Source organism: Coleofasciculus chthonoplastes PCC 7420 (genome assembly GCF_000155555.1).
GTDB classification, from domain to species: domain Bacteria; phylum Cyanobacteriota; class Cyanobacteriia; order Cyanobacteriales; family Coleofasciculaceae; genus Coleofasciculus; species Coleofasciculus chthonoplastes_A.
Map to the genome: position 1 here is coordinate 163,853 of NZ_DS989858.1, position 22,837 is coordinate 186,689.

At 46.7% G+C, this 22,837-nt stretch carries 16 protein-coding genes; 13 read left to right on the forward strand and 3 right to left on the reverse strand.

The window, feature by feature from the left end; all coding sequences use genetic code 11:
* Positions 1–10: 10 nt before the first annotated feature.
* Together MC7420_RS23460 and MC7420_RS23465 are read left to right on the forward strand one after the other, a co-directional pair.
* Positions 11–6,148 carry a CHAT domain-containing protein gene (locus MC7420_RS23460; RefSeq protein ID WP_449240177.1) on the forward strand — a complete coding sequence of 2,046 codons (6,138 nt, stop codon included), beginning with the start codon at positions 11–13 and terminating at the stop codon, positions 6,146–6,148.
* A gap of 375 nt (positions 6,149–6,523) precedes the next feature.
* On the forward strand, positions 6,524–7,504 hold the full coding sequence (locus MC7420_RS23465) for a hypothetical protein (protein ID WP_006103486.1): 981 nt from the start codon (positions 6,524–6,526) through the stop codon (positions 7,502–7,504).
* Positions 7,505–7,643: 139 nt separating this feature from the next.
* Here MC7420_RS23465 and MC7420_RS23470 read toward each other — a convergent pair whose 3' ends face one another.
* Positions 7,644–8,447 (reverse strand): DsbA family protein, encoded by an 804-nt coding sequence (locus tag MC7420_RS23470; protein WP_006103417.1) that lies wholly within the window; start codon positions 8,445–8,447, stop codon positions 7,644–7,646.
* Between the two features lie 162 nt (positions 8,448–8,609).
* On the opposite strand from MC7420_RS23470, the gene MC7420_RS23475 reads away from it, so the two are divergent.
* On the forward strand, positions 8,610–9,488 hold the full coding sequence (locus MC7420_RS23475; protein ID WP_006103442.1) for a Uma2 family endonuclease: 879 nt from the start codon (positions 8,610–8,612) through the stop codon (positions 9,486–9,488).
* A gap of 103 nt (positions 9,489–9,591) precedes the next feature.
* Positions 9,592–10,287, forward strand: coding sequence for a Uma2 family endonuclease (locus MC7420_RS23480; RefSeq protein WP_232231769.1), 696 nt, complete (start codon positions 9,592–9,594; stop codon positions 10,285–10,287).
* Here MC7420_RS23480 and MC7420_RS23485 read toward each other — a convergent pair.
* Together MC7420_RS23485 and MC7420_RS23490 are read right to left on the reverse strand one after the other, a co-directional pair.
* On the reverse strand, positions 10,284–11,318 hold the full coding sequence (locus MC7420_RS23485; RefSeq protein ID WP_006103363.1) for a Vgb family protein: 1,035 nt from the start codon (positions 11,316–11,318) through the stop codon (positions 10,284–10,286). The genes MC7420_RS23480 and MC7420_RS23485 overlap by 4 nt on opposite strands.
* 38 nt (positions 11,319–11,356) lie before the next feature.
* Positions 11,357–13,612, reverse strand: a complete 2,256-nt coding sequence (locus tag MC7420_RS23490) for a RelA/SpoT family protein (RefSeq protein ID WP_006103503.1) — start codon at positions 13,610–13,612, stop codon at positions 11,357–11,359.
* Between the two features lie 517 nt (positions 13,613–14,129).
* Between MC7420_RS23490 and patD the strand changes: the two genes are divergently transcribed.
* The 9 genes from patD to MC7420_RS23530 all read left to right on the forward strand — a co-directional run bounded on the left by patD (position 14,130) and on the right by MC7420_RS23530 (position 22,587).
* Positions 14,130–14,489, forward strand: coding sequence for a heterocyst frequency control protein PatD (patD, locus tag MC7420_RS23495; RefSeq protein ID WP_006103484.1), 360 nt, complete (start codon positions 14,130–14,132; stop codon positions 14,487–14,489).
* Between the two features lie 114 nt (positions 14,490–14,603).
* Positions 14,604–15,188: a zf-TFIIB domain-containing protein gene (locus MC7420_RS23500; RefSeq protein WP_006103394.1), complete on the forward strand. Its 585-nt coding sequence runs from the start codon at positions 14,604–14,606 to the stop codon at positions 15,186–15,188.
* Between the two features lie 397 nt (positions 15,189–15,585).
* Entirely contained in the window at positions 15,586–16,866 is a 1,281-nt protein-coding gene (iscB, locus tag MC7420_RS23505) for an RNA-guided endonuclease IscB (protein ID WP_044209278.1), read from the forward strand.
* 29 nt (positions 16,867–16,895) lie between these two features.
* Complete coding sequence (gene crtD, locus MC7420_RS23510) at positions 16,896–18,416, forward strand: C-3',4' desaturase CrtD (protein ID WP_006103332.1); 1,521 nt, start codon at positions 16,896–16,898, stop codon at positions 18,414–18,416.
* Between the two features lie 115 nt (positions 18,417–18,531).
* Positions 18,532–19,476 carry an Hpt domain-containing protein gene (locus tag MC7420_RS23515; RefSeq protein ID WP_006103367.1) on the forward strand — a complete coding sequence of 315 codons (945 nt, stop codon included), beginning with the start codon at positions 18,532–18,534 and terminating at the stop codon, positions 19,474–19,476.
* Between the two features lie 737 nt (positions 19,477–20,213).
* A complete protein-coding gene (gene ndhL / locus MC7420_RS37200) occupies positions 20,214–20,426 on the forward strand; it encodes an NAD(P)H-quinone oxidoreductase subunit L (RefSeq protein ID WP_006103418.1) in 213 nt (70 codons plus the stop codon).
* Between the two features lie 6 nt (positions 20,427–20,432).
* Positions 20,433–20,735, forward strand: coding sequence for a DUF3007 family protein (locus MC7420_RS23520; RefSeq protein WP_006103493.1), 303 nt, complete (start codon positions 20,433–20,435; stop codon positions 20,733–20,735).
* Positions 20,736–20,796: 61 nt separating this feature from the next.
* Complete coding sequence (gene trpA / locus MC7420_RS23525) at positions 20,797–21,591, forward strand: tryptophan synthase subunit alpha (protein ID WP_006103374.1); 795 nt, start codon at positions 20,797–20,799, stop codon at positions 21,589–21,591.
* 225 nt (positions 21,592–21,816) lie between these two features.
* A complete protein-coding gene (locus MC7420_RS23530; protein WP_044209212.1) occupies positions 21,817–22,587 on the forward strand; it encodes a Uma2 family endonuclease in 771 nt (256 codons plus the stop codon).
* Positions 22,588–22,837 lie beyond the last annotated feature (250 nt).

The following is a 22,837-nucleotide window of genomic DNA, read 5'->3' on the forward strand; positions in this document are numbered from 1 at the left end:
AATGAAAACCATGTATCGACTGCTTATCCCCTTCTGCTTAGTCGCCGCGTTCACACCGACGCCGCTAGTCTCTCAACCGATTACACCAGCGGCTGATGGAACAGAAACCCAGGTTACACCTGATGGTAACCGCTTGGATATCCAAGGGGGTAGCGTTTCCGCAGATGGGGCAAATCTGTTTCATAGTTTCCAGCAATTTGGACTCGATTTCGATCAAATTGCCAATTTTCTGGCGAATCCCCAGACTCGTAATATTTTAGGGCGAGTGATTGGGGGTGATCCGTCAATGATTAATGGTCTTATTCAAGTTACTGGAAGTAATGCTAACTTATTTTTACTCAACCCAGCCGGAATTGTCTTTGGTGCAGACGCCCGGTTAAATGTTCCGGCTGATTTCACAGCAACCACGGCGACGAGTATTGGGTTTGGCAATACTAATTGGTTCAATGTTTTGGGTAACAATGACTACCAAAGTTTGGTAGGTGTTCCCAATCAATTTGCCTTTGATGTTTCCCAGCCGGGGAGTATTGTGAATGCTGGTCATTTAGCCGTAGCCGAGGGGCAGAATTTAACGTTACTGGGGGGTACTGTAATTAATACCGGACAACTCACTGCACCCGGAGGAACGATTACCATTGCGGCTGTACCGGGTGAAAATTTAGTCCGCATTAGTCAACCGGGAAACTTGTTGAGTTTGGAGATTTCCCCCCGTCCAAGTAATACTAATGAACCGCTACAGCTAAATCCTCTGGATTTGCCAGTATTGTTAACGGGTACAGGGGAAACAGTAGATACGGGATTAACTGTTTCTCCAACTAATGAGGTGCAGTTAACTGAATCGGGGATAACCCTACCGACTGAAGCCGGAATAGCTATTGTTTCCGGTAATTTGGATGTATCTATGCCAGACTTTTCAGCTTCACCACAGATAGGGGGTGAGGTTAATATTTTAGGCGATAACGTGGCACTTATTGACGCAAGGATTAATGCGTCTGGGGCAAATGGTGGGGGTACAGTCAGGATTGGTGGAGAGTATCAGGGAAGCGGTACAATCCCTAATGCTTTACAGACGTTTGTGAGTCAAAATTCAGTAATTAATGCGGATGCATTGATTGATGGGAATGGCGGAAACGTGATTCTTTGGTCAGATGAAACGACCCGCTTTTTGGGTAGCATCAGCGCCCGTGGTGGATTGAATGGCGGCGATGGTGGGTTTGTTGAAGTTTCGGGAAAACAGGCTTTGGATTTTCAAGGCGTTGTTGATTTGTTAGCGCCGGCTGGTCAAGTAGGAACGCTATTATTAGACCCAACAGATATTACGATTAGTACCGCAACGGATAGCGGGAGTATGACATTTGCGAGTGGTATATTTTCCGACACAGCGACGACTCCCTCTACACTGAATACGACGACTCTAGAGAATCAATTGGCTTTCAGTAATGTCACCGTTTCAACAGCTTCGGGTTTATCCGGTGCGGGAACCATTACTGTAAATGATCCGATTACCTGGAGTAGTGACTCGTCGCTGACACTTTTTGCTAATAACGATATTAATGTTAATGCGAATATCAGGTATTCGGGAACGGCTGATACTGCCCTCACTCTACAAGCGAATAACAGTATTCTTTTAAATTCAGGTGTAGATATAACAGCTAATACTACAGGGAAGTTGGATGTTACTGTGAATGCTGACCGAGATGGAAGTGGTGCGGGGTCAATTTTCTTAAACCCTGGTTCAGCTATCAATTCCAATGGCGGCGATATTATTTTGGGGGGTGGTAGTAACCCGTTAACGAATCCGGCGGTAGGCACAAGTGATATACAGGAATTAGTTACTACTTCTGGTGTTATTCTGAACAATGCTGTCCTTAATTCCGGGGTGGGCAATATTTCAATTACGGGTAAAGGTATCGATGGTACAAACGTTGCCGTTGGCATTGTCGTCACAACTGGGACAAGCATTCAAAGTACCACGGGGAATATCACGTTAACGGGAACAGGCGGGATGGGAGGAAACACCAATCAGGGAATTATTCTAGCAGAAGCAGACACTAACATTAGTTCAGTTGATGGCACTATTAGTCTAACCGGAATAGGACAAGGAACAGGAGATGAGAATAGTGGTATTCGAGTTGATAACTTTTCCGGTGGGATGGGTCCGGTTGTCGAAACCACAGGGAGTGGTACGATAACCTTTAATGGTACGGGAAGTAGCGCAGGAAATGAAGCCAATGATGGTATTGTTTTGGGTGAGGGTAATATCATAATTCGTTCAGCCGATGGTGATATCAATTTGACGGGAGTTGGACAAGGTTCAACAACTCAAAGTGATGGCGTGGAAATTGCTTTAGATTCTATTGTGGAAGCGACGGGAACGGGAACTATCCGATTAAATGGTACTGGTGGGATGGGTACAATTGATAATCAAGGCGTGCGGATATGGAAATCGTCTCAGGTGCGAACGAATAGTGGGATGGTAGATGTAATTGGAATTAGGGGTATGGGAACGGATTCCTACGGAATTCAGTTAGCTGAAAATGGAGTCTTGGGACAAGAAACGCAAACGGGAAACTTGACACTAACGACAGATTCGTTGGATATTGATAATACGTTTAACGTGGTGAGTACGGGACAATTACAGGTACAACCGTTAACCCCCAGTTTAGGAATTACGATTGGCGATACCAGCGTTGGCACATTAAACCTGGATACCACTACACTGGCTAGTTTCCGCAATGGATTTTCGCAAATTATTATTGGTGGCGCGAATCGTAGTGGCGCAATTACCCTAGCTAATAATGTTACCTTTAATGATCCCGTAATTTTGCGATCGCAAACCAACTCAGGTTCGATTACGACGACAGGGTATACCTTAACCGGAATCGATGACGCCACGATTCACCTAGACGCGAATCAAGATATTATAACGGGCGATATTATTAATCCAGGTGGGGAGATTACCCTCACTAGCAATAACGGAACTATTGACACTCATCGCGGAATCCTCAATACTAGCGCCGCAACCGGAGATGGGGGAGAGATTACTCTCACGGCGAACACGATTAATCCAGGTTCTATTAATACCTCTGCGGGTGCTGGACGTGGTGGTAATATCAGCTTGAATGGTACTGTGACTCTGACTCAACCGGATACAACCTTCACCACCACAGGGATGACGGTTGGGGGTGATATGATATTCACCAATACGCTCAATGGTGTCACGCCTGATAGCCAAAACCTGACGCTAAATTCGGGTACGGGTAATATTACGTTTGAGGATAGTGTCGGGAATACGGTTAATCTGGGAAACTTAACCATCAATAGTACAGGTATCACCCAATTTAAGGGTTCTGTAACCGTTGAGAGTCTAACTACCGATGCCGAGGGTATGACTCAAATTCGTGGAAATGTGATAACGAACGGAGAGTTGGGTCAAACATACCGTGATGATGTTACCCTGATTGGCGATATTGAATTAACAGGTGACGAAATTAATTTTTTCGGGAATGTATCGGGGAATGGGACTTTGACGTTACAACCGTTTAATCCTAGTCACGCGATCGCGATTAATGGTGCAACTGATACTAACACAGAACAGCTAGACTTGTCAGCCCGTGATATCAACGCCTGGGAAATGGGTTTCGAGTCTATCACCATCGGGCGTAATGACAGCAGTGGCGCGATTACCCTAGCTGATGATGTGACGTTTAATGACTCGGTGACATTGCGATCGCCCATGGGTAATGGTTCGATTAATACCACTGGCTTTACTCTAACCGGAAACGGTGAGATTACGCTACTAGCGAATCAAGATATTATCACAGGTACGATTAACAATCCGGGTGCAGCGGTGACGCTGACGAGTCTTTCGGGAAATATCAATACTGATGCGGGGACAATTTACACACGATCAAGTATAGGCAAAGGAGGCGCGATCGCACTCAATGCCCGTAATACTATCACGACTGGTGATTTAGACTCAGGTTCTGCATCTGGAACTCCAGGACCCATTACACTTAATGCAGGTAACCAGATTACGTTCAATCGTCCTCTAATTTTACCTGGAGATTTCTCGGTGAGTATCCCCAACTCCGGTAACATTATTTTTAATAGCACGGTTGATGGAACCTACGATCTCACCCTTAATCCCGGTGGTGGTATTGTTCAGTTTAATGATCGGGTTGGCAGCTTGCAACCGTTGCAAAGTTTATGGGTTCAAGGTGATATTATCACTAATAATCGAGCCGGGATAGATATCACAGCCGAGAATACGATCAAAACCGATGATATTACTGCCCCTGGCGGGATTAATTTGTTCAGCCACAACGGACAAATCTCCACAGGTATTCTGGATACCTCCGCTTCTGGTAATGGTGGTAATAGTAAGCTGACTGCTAATGACAGGATTACTGTTAGCCACATTAATACTCAGAGTCTCAATGGTATAGGCGGAAACGTTGAAATTACAACCAATCATTTCTTCCGGGCGACTGACTCTTTCATCGACAAAAATGGTATCAATGCCAGTATTTCCACGGCTGGAGGAACAGACGGTGGCAGCATTATTATCCGTCATGGGGGAATCATGCCATTTATTGTTGGTAATTCCCAAACCAACGGTATCCGAGGCGCAATGACCCGAGGTGATACTACACCAGACCAAACAATTGTACCCAATCAAGCTTATTTCTTCAGCCATACCCAGGATGAAGAACGGATACAAATTTTATCATCCCCTGTCCCTTTTATTCTCGATGAATTTCTCATTCGAGAAGCCAAACCCGATCTAGAGACAGACGTAGATATTATCGAGTCTTTAAACAATCTAATTGGGCAGGGTTTAGAAGCCGAAATTGAAATTGAGGAAGATCCTGAAACGGGAGAAAAAAGGATTGTGCAGCGCTTTTACATTCCAGGAACTCTCTCGCTCAATCTTGAGACTTCATTATCAGTGGGTCAGACTGACCAACTGTTTGAGGAGCAATTTGAGAAGTATTTTCAGCAAAATCTAAGCCGTGAAATCATCACCGCCGAAGGTTTGCGAGACACCCTAACCACTCTAAAGGAGCAAACGGGAAAGAGTTCCGGCGTTGTTTATGTACGTTCTCTGACCAACCATCTAGAACTGCTGTTAGTTCTTCCTCAAGGTTATCCTATTCGCAAGAGAATCCCAACCGCCAATGCTAAAGAATTACAGAAAACCTTGACAGAATTTCGCCAAACCGTCACCGATTCCCATCGCCCCAAAGCCTACCTCGCCCCCGCGCAACAACTTTATAATTGGATGATTGCCCCGCTAGAATCTGAGCTAGAAGAACAGGGCATTGATACGCTGATCTTTTCTATGGACGCAGGTTTGCGGACAATTCCCATGGCAGCACTTCACGATGGCAACCAATTTCTTGTCGAAAAATATTCAATTGGTTCTATACCCAGCATGAGTCTCACCAATCACCGCTATAACACCATCAAAAATGCCCAAGTTTTAGCCATGGGAGCATCTAAATTTGAAGACTTACCCCCGCTTCCCGCTGTACCGAATGAATTGCAGATTATTACTAAAGAATTATGGTCGGGTCAATCTTTTTTAAACGAAGAATTTACCCTAAACAACCTGAAACAACAGCGTCAGCAATTTGGCATTATCCACCTCGCCACGCACGCCGATTTCCTACCTAATGACCCCAGTCATTCCTATATTCAACTCTGGGATGAAAAACTCCGGTTAAATCAGTTAAGGCAAATCGGTTGGAATCAGTCGCCTCAAGTGGAGTTATTAGTCTTAAGTGCTTGTCGCACCGCTATTGGCGATGTGAATGCGGAGTTAGGGTTTGCTGGATTAGCGGTGAATGCGGGAGTGAAATCTGCCTTAGCCAGTCTTTGGTATGTCAGTGATGGCAGCACATTGGCGCTGATGAGCGAGTTTTATCGGCAATTAAGTCAACCTGACGTGACAATTAAAGCGGAAGCATTGCAACGCGCCCAAATTGCTATGTTACGGGGACAGGTGCGTCTGGAGAATGGTCAATTACACGGTATTGGTATGGGGGGAATTCCTTTACCCCCGGAACTAAAAGGCAGAGGTAATCAAGATTTTTCTCATCCTTATTACTGGGCGGCATTTACAATGATTGGTAGTCCTTGGTAGAGGAATATTTTTGAGGGAACCTGGTTTGTAGGGGCGGGTTTCACTACTATCGTTTCTTGGCTAACCCAGATGTAACTAAACCCGCCCCGACTGAGTGTAATATAGCACTACGCACTCGGAATTATATTTTTTCAACGCAGAGGGGCGCAGAGGGTAGCGCAGAGGGGCGCAGAGGAATTGGCAGTATGTGAAAAGTTAGCTGCACCCCTGCTGTCTCCTGAAACTCTACTCGATGGGATTCCGGAAAAATTGTTCATCTATAGAAATATGGAAAATGAGGGTGACTAGAGCAAGGGTAAGCCATCAACAAGTCCCCGAAGCAGCAGGAAGTAAACACCGAAATGCCACGCCAGATAAGTATTTTGGATAGGTTTTATGGAGCAGCAGTCTATAGTGAGTTACAAAAAGTCATCGGATTCGGATGGAGTCGCATTAGAACCCCAAACCGAAGCGACGCTATTCGATTTCCGTTGGTTTTTCCAGCTACCTCCTTTGTTAAAGGGTATGGGAGTGAGCATCGCCGCCTGTAATACTGTGGTAATCTCATTTGGGCTTTATTCTCTGTTGAATGCTGTTCCATCCAACCCGGATCTTGACCGATTAGAACGGGCGAGGGCAGAATATGATGCGGGAAACTTTCAAAAGGCGATCGCACTGGCTAAATCGATTCCTCAAGAGAGTGCTTTGTATCAGGATTCCAAGACTAGCCTGAAACGGTGGCGACGGGAATGGCACACAGCCGCTGCTCAATACCAAGCTGCTGAACAAGCGTTGAAGGAAAAACGATGGCGAGATGTGTTGGCAGAAGCTCGTAAGATGGATGGTGTCCGCTTTTGGCGGCGTAAAGTTGAATCCTTAGTGGAACAAGCCAAACCTGAGTTAGAAGCCGAAGCCCAACAATTACTGAATCAAGCTTACGCTAAAGCCCAAGAAAAAGATTTTACTGGCGCTTTGAACTTGCTCAACCAAATTCCCCCAGAGACAACAACGGCGGCTAAAATTCAACCGAAGTTAGCCGAATATGAAGAAAAACAACGCATTAAAGCCGAACATCTTTTACAACAAGCCTATAACCAAGCCGCCAAACGAGACTTTAAGAGCGCGTTGAACTATCTTTCCCAAATTTCTCCAGGTACATCCACCTACGATACGGCTCAAATTAAGATGGCTGAATATTCGCAAAAGCAGCATTTTAAGGAAGAAGTCGAGAGAACCGTTCAACTGGCGAGGAGGGAGTCAGAGGAGCAAGAAGAATCGTCTGAACCTTTTTCTACAGAACCGTTTATCTCTACCGAAACGGATGAAAAAACATCAGAACTTAATCCGGGAAACCAACTGCAAGAGGTTACACCTTAAGTTTGTCATTCGTCATTCGTCATTGAGTAAAGGGCGACCCGAGTAAATTGAGTGGACACAGTTATTAATTGATGCAAGCGGGTCGCCCCTACACCCATTACCGTTTCTTCCCAGCTCCCAGACGCGCCATGGCACGTCTCTACAATTGCTGTTCCCTGTTCCCTGTTCCCTGTTCCTTTAACGACTGTTTGACACGAGTGAACCGTTTCTCCATTTCCTCTAATTCTATTGCCCCAGTAAACACCTCCCCATTCATAACAAAAAAGGGAGTTCCAGTAATTCCCAAACTCTCCGCTAGTTGAATATCCTGACTAATCGCCGTTTCTGCTGCTTGGCTATTGCGATCGCGATTAAATTGGTCTACATTTAAATTTAAACCCTTGGCTGTTTCAATATAAAACGACTCCCCCAGTTTTTCTTGCTGAGTAAACAGCACATCATGATACTGCCAAAACTTCCCCTGTTGAAACGCCGCCCACGCTGCTTTAGCCGCTGAGATAGCTTGGGGATGAATTGAGGCTAAAGGGTAATGTTTATACGTCAACGTCACCTGATCCTGATGCTTTGCCATAAACCGTTGCACCGTTTTATGCGCCCTGCCACAATAGGGACATTGAAAATCCGAAAACTCTACCATGACAATCTTGGACTGAGACGCCCCTGTCGTCGGTGACTCTCCAATAATGGCTTGAGGATTCGTTTTAAGTTCCTGAACAAACGCTTGCTGGGCTTGTTGGAGTTGCTGTTGGACACGTTGCTGATACGCCTGAACGGATTCCAGAATAACTTCCGGGTGTTCGCGAATCACTTGCAACACTTGTTCTTCTAATTTGGGACTCACTTGGCTAGCGGCTTGAACTGGGGAAGACCAGCCGAGTAAAGTAATACAAATGAGCAAAAGTCCCAGGATTGTCTGAGTTAACCGGGATAGATAAGACAGCATGGTTGAATGTTCATGGTTCATGGTTCACTGTTGATTGTACCGGGCGGGTAAGAGGTAAGATTTAGTTTATAGGGAATACTGCGATCGCACCGTTCCGTTCGTAGTCGGCGCTTTAGCGCGCTACAAGAAGATATAACAACCGCCAAGGTTAAACAATCTCAGATGGTTCTGCAAACTCCAACCTCCGCCAAACGCCAAGAACCCCTAGTTACCTGGGAAAAGCTTCCCGACGATTTTATCTTGCCTGATGATCCCGTGGAAAACATTCAACAACCGCCCCTCGCTGCCGCCCTGACAGACGCTTTAGGTGCAGCCAATCGCCTGAATTCGCAAATGTTAATCGCCTCCAATTTTGGTCTCGTCACGACAGTGGATCAGAAAATTGTCGTCAAAGCACCAGACTGGCTGTATGTACCCCAGGTATTCCCTGTTGCAGAAGGCGTAATTCGCCGCAGCTATACCCCCAATCTCGAAGGGAGTCCAGTTAGCGTCGTCATGGAGTTTTTATCAGAAACTGAAACAGGAGAATACTCAGTACGACCAACATTTCCCTATGGTAAGTTGTACTTCTACGAGCAAATTCTCCAAGTTCCGACCTATGTGATTTTTAATCCCCTAGAACCAATCCTAGAAGTTCATAGGTTGCAAAATAATCGATATGTATTGCAACAACTCACAGCAGAAGGACGCTACTGGATTCCTGAATTAGAACTATTTTTAGGCATCTGGTATGGCACTCGATTAGGCTTAACCAGCAATTGGTTACGCTGGTGGGATGAGTCGGGAAACCTGTTATTGTGGAGTTCAGAACAAGCTGAACAAGAACGCCAACGGGCTGAACAAGAACGCCAACGGGCTGAACAAGAACGCCAACGGGCTGAACAAGAACGCCAACGTGCCGAACAAGAACGCCAACGTGCCGAACAAGAACGCCAACGGGCTGACGCTGTAACCAATAACCTAGAGCAAGAACGGCAACGTAATCAGGCGTTGATAGCAAAATTGCAAGAGTTGGGTATTGATCCCAACACCTTGTCCTAACCTATCAATTCAGTATATCGGCTGGTGAGCAAATTCCCTGAATCTGCGATCGCCCTGAGTCGGTAGGATGAAAGAAAGCTGTAGTCAAACTGAACACTATCCTATGTCTGATGAGTCTGTGGGAAATCTTCAAGAACCGTTCCTCGCCGCCGCCTTGACAGACGCTTTAGGTGCAGCCAATCGCCTGAATTCGCAAATGTTAATCGCCTCTAATTTCGGACTTGTGGGGGCAGTTAATGGGAACATCGTGGTCAAAGCACCAGACTGGCTGTATGTACCCCAGGTATTACCCGTTCCAGAAGGAGAAATTCGCCGCCGCTATACACCCAATCTGGAAGGCAATCCAGTTGGGGTTGTCATGGAGTTTTTGTCAGACACTGAAGCGGGAGAATACTCCATACGACCCAGTTTCCCTTATGGGAAGTTATTTTTCTATGAGAAAATTCTCAAAGTTCCTACCTATGTGATCTTTGAGTCCCTAGCCGTAGTCCTAGAAGTCCGCCAATTACAAGATAATCAATACGTAGTGCAACAACCCACAGAAGAAGGACGCTACTGGATTCCTGAATTAGAACTATTTTTAGGCATCTGGCATGGCACTCGATTAGGCTTAACAATCCCCTGGTTACGCTGGTGGGACGAGTCGGGAAACCTATTATCGTGGAGTTCAGAACAAGCCGAACAAGAACGCCAACGGGCTGATGTAATGGCAAATCAGCTAAAGGAAGAACGGCAACGCAATCATATGTTAATGGCTAAATTACAAGAGTTGGGCATTGATCCCAACACTCTATCCTAATCAGATTGACGGTGGCGACGGTACGCAACTCCGCTGATCCCCAGCATGAGTAGTCCCAGCAACACACCAGGTTCAGGCGTCTGGGCAGCTTCTTCATCTGCGAAGGCTATCCAACCCGCTCCGTCTAAGCCCCCAGCTAGCGATGGGATAAACTCATCATCAATCAAACTCCCGGTTTGACCGTCGTAGCGTAATACTTTTCCTGGGACAGGTTCACCAATTTTTTGGGTGGGATTACTACTGACATACAGATCACCGTTGGGTGCGAAGACAGGTTGAACAGGACTCTCCACTTCATCAATAAAAACTTCAACGGTTCCAGTCTCCAGGTCATATCGATCAATCGTATTGGCAGCGAAATTAGCCACATAAAGCGCCCCGTCTGGTCCCAAGCTCAGACCCCCTGGTGCAGCATTTTCAGAACTTGCACTGCCCAGTAATGCCACCTGACCCGTGGTTAGATCGTAACGCTGCACATTGTTCGTAAAGGTACAACTGAAGTAGAGAACTGCATCCTCATCGGCAGTGATGCTAAACGGTGCATCGCAAGCAGAACTGTCCGCTGGAAACAGATTCCCGATAAAGGCTCCCGTCTGTCCGTCATATTGGGCAATGGTATCAAGTCCTGTGTTGGCAACAAAAAGACTACCATCCGATCCGAAAGCTAGATCTTGGGGAAAAATCAAGGGCGGAACCGCTGAGGTGAAGGGCTGAATGAATGCGCCCGATCGCCCATCATACTGCAGGACTTGCCCAGGTGGTGTATCCTCAGTGAGGAGGCTGACAACGTAGAGATTGTTGTCTTCTGGACTAAAGGTCAAACCGACCGGACCCTGTAAACCGCCGCTTCCTGGCTCAACAACTGTATCAATAAAAGCCCCCGTTTGGGCATCAAACTCAAGCACTGAATTCGTATTGAAGCTGCCCACGAAGAGACTAGCTGCGATCGCTTGATCGACCAAAGAAAGGGTGACACCTGCCGCCGCCGTGCTAGCAAGGGCTAGCTTTAGGGGTAGAGAGGCTGGTTGCATAGGCATTTTCTGGAGAATCGATGTATAGGACTACGAGTTTACTCATTAATATCGCTGATTCGCCGCAGATTCAAGATATCGCTCATCTTTTTAATTTGAGCAAAACTTTGCTGCAATTGTCCGTAATCCCGAATATCGATACACAAATCAATCAACGCAGGTTTACCGTCTTGAGTTTTCACCTGAGCTTTCCGCACATTGATATGATGATCACTTAAGCGGGAAAGAATATCCTTTAAAACCCCGACCCGATCCAACACTTCAATTTGAATATTAACCGGATAGGTTTGTGGACGCCCACTCTCTTGATCCGTCGGATTCCAATTCACCGGAACTAATCGGTCTCCCTCAATATTTTCCACATTGGGACAGCCTTGACGATGAATCGAAATTCCCCGCAATCGGGTGACGACACCCAAAATAGGTTCGCCGGGAACCGGATTACAACACCCAGCAATCCGATGCATCAATCCCTCGACCCCCGCAATGGGTTCGCCTTTAATCGTCCATTGGTCACTTGTTTCCTTCGCCGTCGGTAACGATGGAAGTAAATCTTCGATTTCTACGGGTTCGGTTTCAAGGGGTTGCGTGGCTTTCACTGCATCGCGCAACCGATTGACCACCAGATTTAGAGTGACTTCTCCATACCCTAATGCCGCCAGTAAATCTTCCGCATTCTGATAATTACAGCGTTCGGCAACAGACTGCATGGGTTCCGATTTGAGCAAGGATTCAAATCCATTTTTACCCAGTTCCTTCTCCAGCAAATCTCGACCTCGCGCCACATTTTCATCGCGGTGCGATCGCTTGTACCATTGGCGAATCCGGTTTCTGGCACTGGGCGTGACGACGAAGTTTAACCAGTCTAAACTGGGGTGACTATTTTTCTGGGTGATAATTTCGACAATATCCCCATTCTTTAACGGCGTATCCAGGACTCGCCATTGACCATTAATTCTCACCCCAGCACAGTGATTACCAATCTCGGTGTGAATCCGATAGGCAAAATCTATCGGCGTTGCATCCCGACTCAGGGGTATCACATCTCCATCGGGGGTAAAGACGTAGACATCATCGTCAAATAAATTATCTTTGACACTTTCGATATATTCATGGGCGTCTTTCAGATCATTCTGCCATTCCAGCAACTGCCGCAACCAGGTAAACTTGTCATCGTCGGCGCCAATCTGGGTCGGATCAGACGTCCCAGTTTCTTTATATTTCCAATGTGCGGCAATCCCATATTCGGCAATCCGATGCATTTCCAGGGTACGAATCTGCACTTCAATGGGACGCCCATGGAAGCCAATCACGCCTGTATGTAGAGACTGATACCGATTGGGTTTAGGTAAGCCGATATAATCTTTAAACCGACCTGGAATCGGTCGAAAGGCATCATGGACGACAGCTAATGCCCGATAGCACCCTTCGTTGGTCTCCACGATGATCCGCATCGCCGCTAAATCATAAATTTCGTGAAATTCCTTATTGCGGCGCTGCATCTTCTGATAAATTCCATACAGATGCTTAGGACGACTATTCAAGTCCACACATCGAATGCCCATCTCATCGAGACGCCCTCGCAGAATTTGCGAAACCTGGGTTAATCGTTCCTCCCGGTCTTGACGCCGTTCGGCAACCAGTTCCTGTATTTTGCGATAAGCATTCGGTTCAAGATACTTAAAGGATAAATCTTCTAACTCCCACTTAAACCGCCCAATCCCCAAGCGATTGGCTAAGGGGGCGAAAATCTCGCGGGTTTCCTGGGCGATCGCCCGCTGTTTTTGTGGCTTAAGATGTTCTAATGTCCGCATATTATGCAGACGGTCTGCTAACTTGACCACAATCACCCGGATATCCTTCGCCATGGCGAGGAACATGCGGCGGAAGTTTTCGGCTTGGCGTTCGGTTTTACTGGAGAAGTTAAATTTGGAGAGTTTGGTGACGCCTTCAACTAAATGGCGAACCTCGGCACCAAAAATTGATTCAATCTCGTCCGGCGTGACATCCGTATCTTCAACCACATCATGGAGTAAGCCAGCCGCCATCATGGTACTATTGCCGCCTAAATCTCTTAATAAGCCAGCAACGGCTACGGGATGGGCGATATAAGGTTCTCCAGAGGCTCGATATTGTTCCGAATGCAGTTGATAAGCAAATTCAAACGCCCGCACCACTAACGCCGCGTCATCCGGCGTTGATGGGTCAGAGGTTGTAGAGGCTGTTGATAAACAGTCCTGCAACCAGTCGGGAACGTCTAGGTTATAGGTGGTGGTTAGGACAGTGGCACTCATAATTCTTTCCCTGACAGATCTATAAATAATTAGTAAGGATGGTTAAACGGTAATGGCAGTAAGATCTCTGTTTAGTGGTATAGTTATCAATTTTTGTGAATTCCAGAAATGGGTCAAAATTCCCTAGATTATCCGTATAGTAATCAGACCTAGATGAGAAATAGTAACATGAACTACCAGATATCCACCCTTGTTACCGGATACAGAAGCAATACGTCACTTCTGTCACGGACTTGATTTCCAGTAAAATCTTGAATAACCAAAGGACTGGGTTGAAGCCAACACGCTGAAATTTTTGCGGATGGTTGTCAATCGCTGGTCGCTAAGACAGCAAACGGTAACTGTTTTCCAAGAAATCATCAGTTTTGGCAGATAGTCCCTACCTTGGTTACTCGGCAATGAGAATGCCAGCTGACTCTCAGACTGAACCCTGATCTTCAGCTTGGTGGCAAATTCTTGTATTTATCAACAAAAATACAAGATTCTTTACATTTATTCTAGACCAACCTGTCTGATAATGTTAGTCCCCTCCCAACGGCAATCCTATCAGGACTTTAAACACGTCCTAGATGACCTGCACGCCTGCACCCAGAGTCAAGAGTTAGACAAAACCGAGATCCAGGAGCGTTTCCAGGCGGTGAAACAGCTCTTTCAAGGGCGAATTATCACGCTCAATCCCGATGAGGTTAATCAGGAACAAGTATCAGTATGGCAGTCTAGGCAAACCGAAATCCATAGACATATCCGACTTCTAGAAACTGATATGTTAATGTTGCGGACGGCGCGACATTCTGCAACCGTTCAGTCTAGGGTGGCTATCATCCGCGATCGCCTGAACACCCTGATTCAATACTGTAGTGCTATGCTTCAACTGTAGCGCTCCAGTCCAGTCCTGTCGAGGGAGTTTCGACCCTAAACTTCGTTCGAGGGCATGGTTAAGGTATTCTCGCCGAATTAGGATAAGTTACAGGTGCTTTGAGGAAGAAAATCGGTGCAATGTCCTAAATGTAGAAAAGTCCCACTCCTAGACGGCTATTTAGAGCATCAGTTTGCCGTGAAGTATTGCCAAGAGTGTAAAGGCACCTGGATTCCTGCCAAAGAGTATGAAGCATGGCAGGCAAGTCAACCGTCTGATCAGAAAATGCCTGACCTCCCCCCTGAATCACTAAATGTGGATTTTGTCAAGTCCCCTTTCGATGCCAAAGCCGCATTATGTCCAGAGTGCCAGCGCTATCTCTCTCGCGCTAAAGTTAATCTCAAGACGCCCTTTTATGTGGAACGGTGTTCTCACTGTCGCGGGATTTGGTGCGATTACGGGGAGTGGGACATTCTCGAAAGGTTGGGACTCCATACCATAGTTGAGCAACTCTTTACCAACGAATGGCAAAGTAAAACACGAGAACAGCAACTTTGGCAAAAAGAACGCCAAGCCACGGCGGAAAAATTAGGGAATGAGTTAGGGGCGCAGGTGATTGAGTTGGGGGAACTGTTAGCGGCACATCCAAATGGCGATTTTGGCGTGGCTTACCTGATGCGGCGCGTCGGCGGAAACTGGCAAAAGCACAATCAGAAATAGACTATGGGGATGTCCAATGATCGATGCTATCCTTAAACAAAAGGTTTTATATTAAGATATATTAAGCAATGTAGAGCAATAATCATGCCCAGCGTTTCTACTCCTCAAACCGCTCGTAAATGTCTACCCACAACTACCCAAAACTAAGCATTTTGGGTAGGTGGGGTGAGCGTGCAGACTCAGCCGTAAAAAAGAGTAACCTACCATCTGGCAAGGTTGGCTACGCTTTTTTGGTCATGACACCCAAGAATGAACGCTAGTTTTTGGCACTGTCGGAACTATCAACGAAAGGCGAGACATCGAAGAGAAGCCCTCTGATACTCCATAACAAGCCTTAGAAGCATTGTCGAAGCTAACATTACTTTACTTTGGACTGGTCAAACCGACCCAACAAATCATGTCAAACTATGTTTTTTTGATTGATGCCAATAAAACACCGATGAATCCAATTCATCCAGCACAGGCAAGGAAATTGATGGAAGCTGGCAAGGCGGCGGTGTTTCGTCGTTATCCATTCACATTGATCATGAATCGAGTGGTAGAAAACATCATTACCTATCCGCTCACACTCAAGATTGACCCAGGCTCCAAAACGAGCGGAATTGCACTGGTGAACAACCGGGATGAAGTTGTCTGGGGCATGGAACTTGAACACCGAGGGCAACAGATTAAAGACGCTCTTTTAACACGTAGAGCGGTTCGCCAGGGACGAAGAGGGCGCAATACTCGTTACCGTCAAGCTCGTTTTCTGAACTGCAAGCGCTCAAAGGGGTGGTTAGCACCTAGCTTGATGCACCGTGTTTTGACGATTGAAACTTGGGTGAAAAGGCTTTGCCAATTTGCACCCATCGCTGAAATCAGACAGGAATTAGTCCGATTTGATATGCAGCAGATGGAGAACCCAGAAATCTCAGGAGTCCAATACCAGCAAGGGACTCTCTTCGGTTTCGAGGTACGAGAGTATCTTCTAGAAAAATGGGGACGCAAATGTACTTACTGCTCAAAAAAAGGCGTTCCATTGCAAGTCGAACATATCATTTCACGCGCCAAGGGCGGTTCTGACCGTGTTTCTAACCTGTGTCTTGCCTGTGAAAAGTGCAACCAAAAGAAAGGGACTTCATACCTGAAAGACTTTCTCAAAGGTAAACCCGAACTAGAGAACCGCATTCTCAAACAAGCCAAAACGCCCCTGAAAGATGCTGCTGCGGTTAACGTAACGCGCTCGAAGTTATTCGAGACGCTCAAGGCAATGGAACTACCCGTGACGACCGGGACAGGTGGACAAACCAAATATAACCGCACTCGGTTAGGACTCGATAAAGCGCATTGGTTAGATGCTGCTTGTGTTGGTGTAACCGAAATGCTCACAGTTTTGACCAATAAGATTCTGCAAGTCAAAGCAACGGGTCAAGGCGGACGACAACGATGCCAAACCGATAGACTAGGTTATCCGCACAAGTATCGCCCATTGCGTCCGATTCATGGCTTCTGTACTGGCGACATCGTGAAAACGATCATCCCAAAAGGTGTGAACACAGGAACTTATGTTGCTCGACTTTGCCCATACAGCAACGGTAGAGGTGAGATCTATCCGACAACTGGCAAAAAACGGATTGGCATCAAACTCGAATATGTCGAAAAACCAATTCATCGAAAGGATGGCTACAGCTATGGGTGAAAAGTACCCAAACGGGAAGAAATGTCTAGATGTGTCCAGAAATTAACAAACAGCTTCTAACCCATCGCGTCGTTGTCATTGGTGCAGGAATTGGGGGTCTAACGGCTGGCGCACTTCTTGCCCGTCGAGGTTACTCAGTGTTAGTCCTCGACCAAGCCTTTGTCCCTGGCGGCTGTGCCTCCACGTTCAAGCGTCGCGGCTTTACCTTTGATGTGGGTGCAACCCAAGTGGCAGGTTTAGAACTAGGTGGCATTCATCAGCGAATTTTCCAGGAGTTAGAAATTGACTTACCTACCGCGACTCCCTGTGATCCCGCTTGTGCCGTATTTCTCCCTGGCGAAACTGAACCGATTAACGTTTGGCGCGACCCAGAAAAATGGGCAAAAGAACGGCAACGGCAATTTCCGGGGAGTGAACCCTTCTGGCAACTGATGACCACTCTATTCAATGCCAGTTGGAGATTTCAATCCCGTGATCCCGTATTACCCCCACGAAACCTCTGGGATTTGTGGCAATTAATCTCAGCGGTGCGTCCAGATACCCTGATTACGCTACCGTTTACGTTTATGACGGTGGGAGATGCATTGCGCGGCTATCGACTCTATGACAATCAGCGTTTGAGGACATTTCTGGATTTACAACTGAAGCTGTATTCTCAAGTGGATGCCGATGAAACCGCTTTATTGTATGCGGCGACAGCCCTCGGCGTTTCCCAAGAACCTCAAGGATTGTTCCACCTGAAGGGGAGTATGCAAGTGTTGAGCGATCGCCTAGTCGCCGCCTTGGAGAAATGGGGTGGTAAACTGCTGATGCGTCATAGCGTGGAACAGATTCAGGTTTCCAGGGGCAAAGTGACGGGCGTCGAGGTGAGAAATCAGAAAACAGGACAAGTTTGGACAGAATCAGCCGATGAAGTGGTGGCAAATGTCACCGCCCAAAACCTGGTCAAGTTACTGGGAAACCAAGCGCCCAAGGGATATCAGCGTCGCGTCGATAAATTACCACCAGGATCAGGTGCCTTTGTCATTTATCTAGGGGTTGACCAAAACGCTATTCCGGCAGGTTGTCCGCCGCACCTGCAATTTCTCTACGATTACGACAGTGAGATTGGTGAAAATAACTCTTTATTTGTCTCGGTTAGTCAACCCGGTGATGGTCGCGCCCCAGAGGGAAAAGCCACGATTATTGCCTCCTCGTTTACCGATACCCGACTGTGGTGGCAAGGTTCTCAGGAGGATTATGACCAGTTAAAACAAGATTATACCCAAGAGGCGATCGCACGGCTAGGTCAGTATTTTGACTTAACTCCAGAAACCATTATCCACCAAGAAACAGCAACACCCCGCACCTTTGCCTATTACACCGGACGCCATCAAGGAATCGTCGGCGGAATTGGTCAGCGAGTCCCGACATTCGGTCCCTTTGGCTTTGCTACTCGCACCCCCATTAATCACGTATGGTTGGTGGGAGATTCTACCCATCCTGGTGAAGGGACGGCTGGAGTCAGCTACTCAGCATTTACGGCTGTACGGCAAATTCAGGTAATCTAAAGAAAGAGTTTTATTGGTAGACTGCAATGGGATTAAACCTGTTGGCAATAGAATAGAGACCATAACCTTTGTAGGTTGTGTGTATACATAGTTGTTTGGATTAGGGAAAACTGCCGTGGATGGGGGGAATCAGCAACGAATCTTAGGTTATTTCATCGAAGAGGCGAAAGAACACCTTGATACCCTCGAACAAGGGTTATTGAATGTGCAGGAAAGTGCCCAAGACCCAGAGATGGTCAATGAGATGTTCCGTGCGGCTCATTCGGTCAAAGGGGGGGCGGCAATGCTAGGCTTTAGCAGTCTACAAAAAGTTGCCCACCGCTTAGAGGATTGTTTGAAGATTCTCAAAGAACATCCCGTTAAGCTTGATCGCCATGTCGAGAGTTTATTCTTACAAGGCTACGACACTCTCAAAGACCTGATCGAACAACTTCAAGGACCCTTTGGTCTCCGGGATGATGAAGCCGATAAAATGGTGCAAGCTGCCGAACCGACGTTTAAGGAATTGCAGACGTACCTGGAACGGTTAATTAGTGGTGGAGAACCAGCAAGCGCAGCTCCGGCAAAATCAGCAAAGGGTGGAGCGAAAGCGACGGGTCAAGCACCTGAGAACTTTTCTGCTCAGGTGACAGGTATCCTCAAGCAAATGTTGCAATTGTTCAAACAATCAGACACACCCGCCAATCGTCAAAAGCTGCAAGAGAATTGTCATAAGCTAGCGAAACTTGCCCAAACAGTTGAACCCTGGCAAATTTTGGTGAAAAATGCTTCTGATGCGATCGCGAATTCGCAAAATTCGTTCCACTCTCTCGCACCTGTGATTATTAAAGAACTCAAACAAGCTAGCGATCAAGTCCAACAAGGAAAAGAGAGTGCTGTCAAGGCAAGTCCGGCGTTACAGAAGTTGGCAACAGCTACCCCCAGCAAAGGCGGTGGTAAGCAGATTACGATTACCGTGGAACCCAAAGCGGCAGCTAAAGCGATCGTCAAAGCCTTTGATAAACGGCAACTCACTCAACTGACTAAATTACTGGTTCAAGCCACTCGCACTTCTTCGTAGGTGATATCAAATCTGGAACCAGACAAAACGGAAGCGAAACCTCGGACAAAATTCTTCAATCCGCGAATCGCTCCGTTCAGCATGACAATTATTTGCTTAAGATGGGGGCAGAGGGACTTGAACCCTCACGACCTTTTACGGTCAACGGATTTTCATTCTCACTGTAGCTTTCGCTACTGCCTTCACTAGCATCTGAGAATTGGACTCTCCCTTTACCCTCGGCTTTACGTTAGGGTAGCTCCCGTCGAGTCTCTGCACCTTCCGATCCTTCGCTTCGCTCTAGGACATGGTTTTGACCTGTCGCTTCGCTCCAGTGAGCCTGGTTTTGAGTTAGTTGGTTTAACCCATAACTCCACTCTTTTATCGGCTTGGCTCAGGATTGCCTTATCTGTTTTCAGACGTAGGTTTCCCTGAATTTGAGAGCATCCACTTGACAGATTTCTCCATCAAGGCTCAATTTACTTAAGTCCGTAGCGTCTACCATTCCGCCACGCCCCCCTTTCGGGTTGTGCTTCGGTATTGAAGTTTACATCAAAACCTCCGCATTTGTCTATTTGAACATTAAATGGGGCAGATTGGCAACTAGAAAATTTGAGGAACCTGGACAAGGTAATATAGTAGGGGCGATCAAGGAGGTTTAGGGTAGCCTGACAGGAAACCATTCACCTCTTGATTATGCGATATTATGCGATCGCCTGTATTTTAGAGACCCGTTACCGCTATAAGACCATCACACTATGATTGTTGCACTACTCTATCTCGCTTTAGGTGGACTCTACCTGGTTGTCGTTCCCTTGGTCACATACTTTTATCTCAAACAGCGCTGGTATGTGGCTAGCTCCTTTGAGCGTAGCTTCATGTACTTCCTCGTCTTCTTCTTCTTCCCTGGATTAATCCTGTTCAGCCCATTCCTGAACTTCCGCCCCAAGAAGCGTCAGATCCAAGCTTAATCACAAATGCGACGAATTGATGCGATCGGAATTGCCATCGGCGTGTTTGCGGCTGGTGGTATTATGTATCTCCTCTTACAGGTTGCTGGTTTGGATGAGATGAAAGCCGGGATTTGGAGTCAAGCCCTCTTAGTCGGCGGTTTACTCGGCTGGGTACTCACATATCTGTTCCGAGTGGGGTCTCACAAGATGACTTATAACCAGCAACTGAAAGAGTACGAGGATGCTGTCTTGCAAAAGCGTCTCGAAGAGATGACCCCAGAAGAACTTGCTCAGTTACAAGCTGAATTGGAACAAGAGTCTGAATAAATCAACCCATGATGAATTGGAAATCCCTGTTCCCTGTTCCCTGTTCCCTGTTCCCTAACCGATGACCAAAATTTCCCAGTGCTTCGAGACTCTACGCCAGCGCTCTGAATGTGCCTTTATTCCCTTTATCACAGCAGGTGACCCGGATTTAGTCACCACGGCTCAAGCTTTGCGAGTCCTTGACAAATCAGGGGCAGATATGATAGAGCTAGGTGTGCCGTATTCCGATCCCTTGGCTGATGGTCCCACGATTCAAGCGGCGGCGACACGAGCATTGAAACGGGGGGTACGATTGGATGATGTCCTCGCGATCGCGCAGGAAGTAACCCCCGATCTAAAAGCACCGATTATTCTATTTACCTATTACAACCCAATTCTCAATCGGGGAATTGAAGTCTTTTTAAAACAAATTGCTGCTGCTGGAATCGCCGGGTTAGTGGTACCGGATTTACCCTTAGAGGAAGCCGAATCCCTGATCCAGCCTGCGACTGAAATTGGCATCGAAGTGGTTTTGTTAGTCGCACCCACCAGTCGGAAAGCTAGAATTGACGCGATCGCGAAAAAATCCCAGGGCTTTATTTACCTCGTCAGCGTTACAGGCGTCACCGGGATGAGAAGCCAAGTTGCATCCAGTGTCCCCGATTTACTCGGGGAAATGCGGGCGGTTACTGACAAACCCATCGGAGTCGGTTTCGGTATCTCCCAACCCGAACAAGCGCGACAGGTGAAACAGTGGGGTGCAGATGCAGTAATTGTGGGGAGTGCTTTTGTGAAGCGTTTAGCCGAAGGAACCCCGACTGAAGGATTAAAAGCGATTGAGGAGTTTTGTCAATCTCTCAAGTCAGCGATTAAGTAGATGGACACAATCTAAAGTTAAAGGTGCTGATCGTCATTTGTCATTTGTCCTTGGTCATTTGTAATCGAACAGCGATTAACCCTTAAGTACCTGGATATAAATTCTGTACCCTGTACTAAGAATGTTAAGGATTCTCCAACCCTTACTATTCCCTATTGCCTATTCCCTATTGCCTATTCCCTATTGCCTTTCCCCACCACAAAACTTATTCAGCAACCCCTACTTATGGTTAACCTTCCCACTCAAACTGATCCCCCCCTTTCGCCTCGGCAAACCTTACCCACAATGTATGATTTACCGAGTGACAACCCGGAGGAACCTGGATTGCCAGACGAGTTTCATTTTTTACAACCCCTACTATTATTTCTTACCTTTCAACCCGCTAACTGGAATCCGGAGTTGGTATTTTCGGCTTGTGATTTGAATCTTTACTATGATGTGAACCATCCTCAGTGGTACAAACGCCCCGATTGGTTTGGGGTAGTGGGAATACCTCGGTTATATGAAGGGCGAGATTTACGCTTAAGTTATGTGGTGTGGCAAGAAGTAATCAATCCTTATGTAGTGGTGGAATTATTGTCTCCCGGTACACAAGAGGAAGATTTGGGTCAAACGGTGCAAACACCTGGAAATCCACCGACAAAGTGGCAGGTTTATGAGCAGATTTTGCGAATTCCGTACTCAATTGTTTTTAGTCGTTATACCAATGAACTTCAGGCGTTTCAGTTAGTCGGGGGTCATTACGAACCGATGAACATGATTGATAATCGCTTATTGATGCCGGAGTTAGGGTTAAGTTTAGGACTATGGCAGGGAAGTTTTCGAGGAATTAACCGTTTGTGGTTACGGTGGATGACACTTGAGGGAGAGTTGATTTTAACGCCGGAAGAAGAGGCTGTCGAGGCGCAGGAACGGGCAGTTGCGGAACGGGAAAGGGCAGAACGATTAGCAGCACGATTGCGGGAGTTGGGGGTTGAACCCGATGATGTCGAGTAAGGGCGATCGCTCTTTTCAGTTCAGATCTCAATCGGCAGTAAGTAGGTGGACAAAATTTTGCCCACCTTACCGAATCAGGGCAAATGTACCTGTTCGTTGGCGCAAATATGCCCGGAACCGTTCTGCCAATTTTAAAGCAAGTTTCCAAACTTTATTCCAGTTTACCTCTTAAAAACAATAAAACTGGTCATCCGTCAAGTTGATTCAGAAAATTCTGTGTTATCTGAATTTAAGGACGAAAATAAATGAT